1 protein-coding gene is annotated in these 1,655 nt (G+C 43.1%); it reads left to right on the forward strand.

Annotation, left to right across the window (positions count from 1 at the left end):
• Positions 1-295: 295 nt before the first annotated feature.
• Positions 296-1,633, forward strand: a complete 1,338-nt coding sequence (locus BK127_RS42105; protein WP_144026745.1) for a hypothetical protein — start codon at positions 296-298, stop codon at positions 1,631-1,633.
• The last annotated feature ends 22 nt before the right edge of the window (positions 1,634-1,655 follow it).

Consider the following 1,655-nt stretch of genomic DNA (forward strand, 5'->3'; position numbering starts at 1 on the left):
GATAACTTCTCATTCGGATGCTTCCTTAAATCATTTTGCTATACAGATACGCTGACTACCAGTGGTCCTACGACCGCTGAGGCATCCGTCTCTAATCTTTTCCTTACGAACAACTTTTTGCTCTATTTTGTGTCTAACATATGGAAAGGGGTGGTAATTATGCCAACAACAAAAGCATTCAAGCGTTCTTATACAATTATGTTGGGAGTTTATTGCTGCTTTAACCATATACACGTTGTACACTTCAGAGGCTCTAGCAAGCGGGAGATGGAATGAACAGCCGGGAAAGCTTACATTGCTAGTCGATACACCTGTTTATGACGAACAGTCCACTGATAGCAAGCCAGCTGGTGTCATATCAGCATTCCAATCGCTTCAAGTAATTGAAACAGGCGGAAGTGAGCGGGACACAACGAATCCATCGGATGAATTCTGGTATCTCGTAAAGACGTGGTATGGCGATAAATGGTTGAGAAGCGGACCTGCGGTCATAAAAGAGAAATATTACCCAGTCCATTTGGAAGTCACGTTTATGGGTATGGAGGGCTTATACAATTTTCCTGTGGATGATGAAAGTAACGTAGGGCAACTTTCCCCCCAGACGGTAACGACGCTTGGTCAGCTCTTCATTTGCAACGAAGGAGTCACTGAGGGTACCCAATCGGAATCAGATCACTGCCGATCATGGTATCGTATATTAACCTATTTAGGGGAAAAATGGATTGCCCCGACTAAAGCAATTGAGCATTACGAGAATCAACACTCAGCGGCAGCCCTTACCCCTTCAGCTGCATTCTACCAAGAAAAATTTCGTTCCAGCCGTGAGCTAGAGCCTCTCTTATCCAGATTCTCTATCGAACCCGTTTCGATGCATACCGAAAACAATGTTGCCAGGCTTGAAGTCCGAAGACTTTACCAGCACCGCGAGAAATTAAACGACGAAGAGGTCGAAGCCCTTAAAAACGCTGTATTCCAATCACTTGGAGGTTATTTTCCTCTTTCGATTACGACGTTTACCCTTTCGGACAAGGCTGATCTTGTCGGAAAAATCATATCCATCGATAATACAGGTAAACGTGCGCTAGTTGTGAATTATTATAAATGGTCCGGTAAAGAACATCCTACTCCTGAAGCATATTGGATCAGGCTCCCCGATGATTCCAATATTCATAGATATGGGCAGGAACTTCAACTGAGCATGGAAGACCTTAGGATTGGCCAGACCGTGGAGGTTTGGAAAGCGAAATTTACTTTATTGAGCTATCCCGGACAAACCATCGCCTATGAAATCGCAATTGTTGAAGATGCCAAACCAGGCGAAGAAGGTATCCCTTTAAGTATAATACTAGATCTTGATTTGACCCACATCGATAAAATAGAATTAAAGCTTAAAGAGGGGAAGCCTATTATTATTCAAGATCCCCACATCATTCAGGCTATTTCCAAACGAATGCAACACATCCGTCTGCAAGCAGCCGATCAGTATCCGGCGGAATATGACACTTACACCATGTCGTTATATCAAGCAGATAGGAAAGCAATTTATTCCGGTAATCTGGTCCTTCAGCAGCTTCCTTACAGACCAACCTCTTTAACTATCGATCTTGATGAATTCATCAAGAAGTTGAAATAATTCACCGTGACAAATCAACTGA

It is taken from the genome of Paenibacillus sp. FSL H7-0331 (assembly GCF_001956045.1).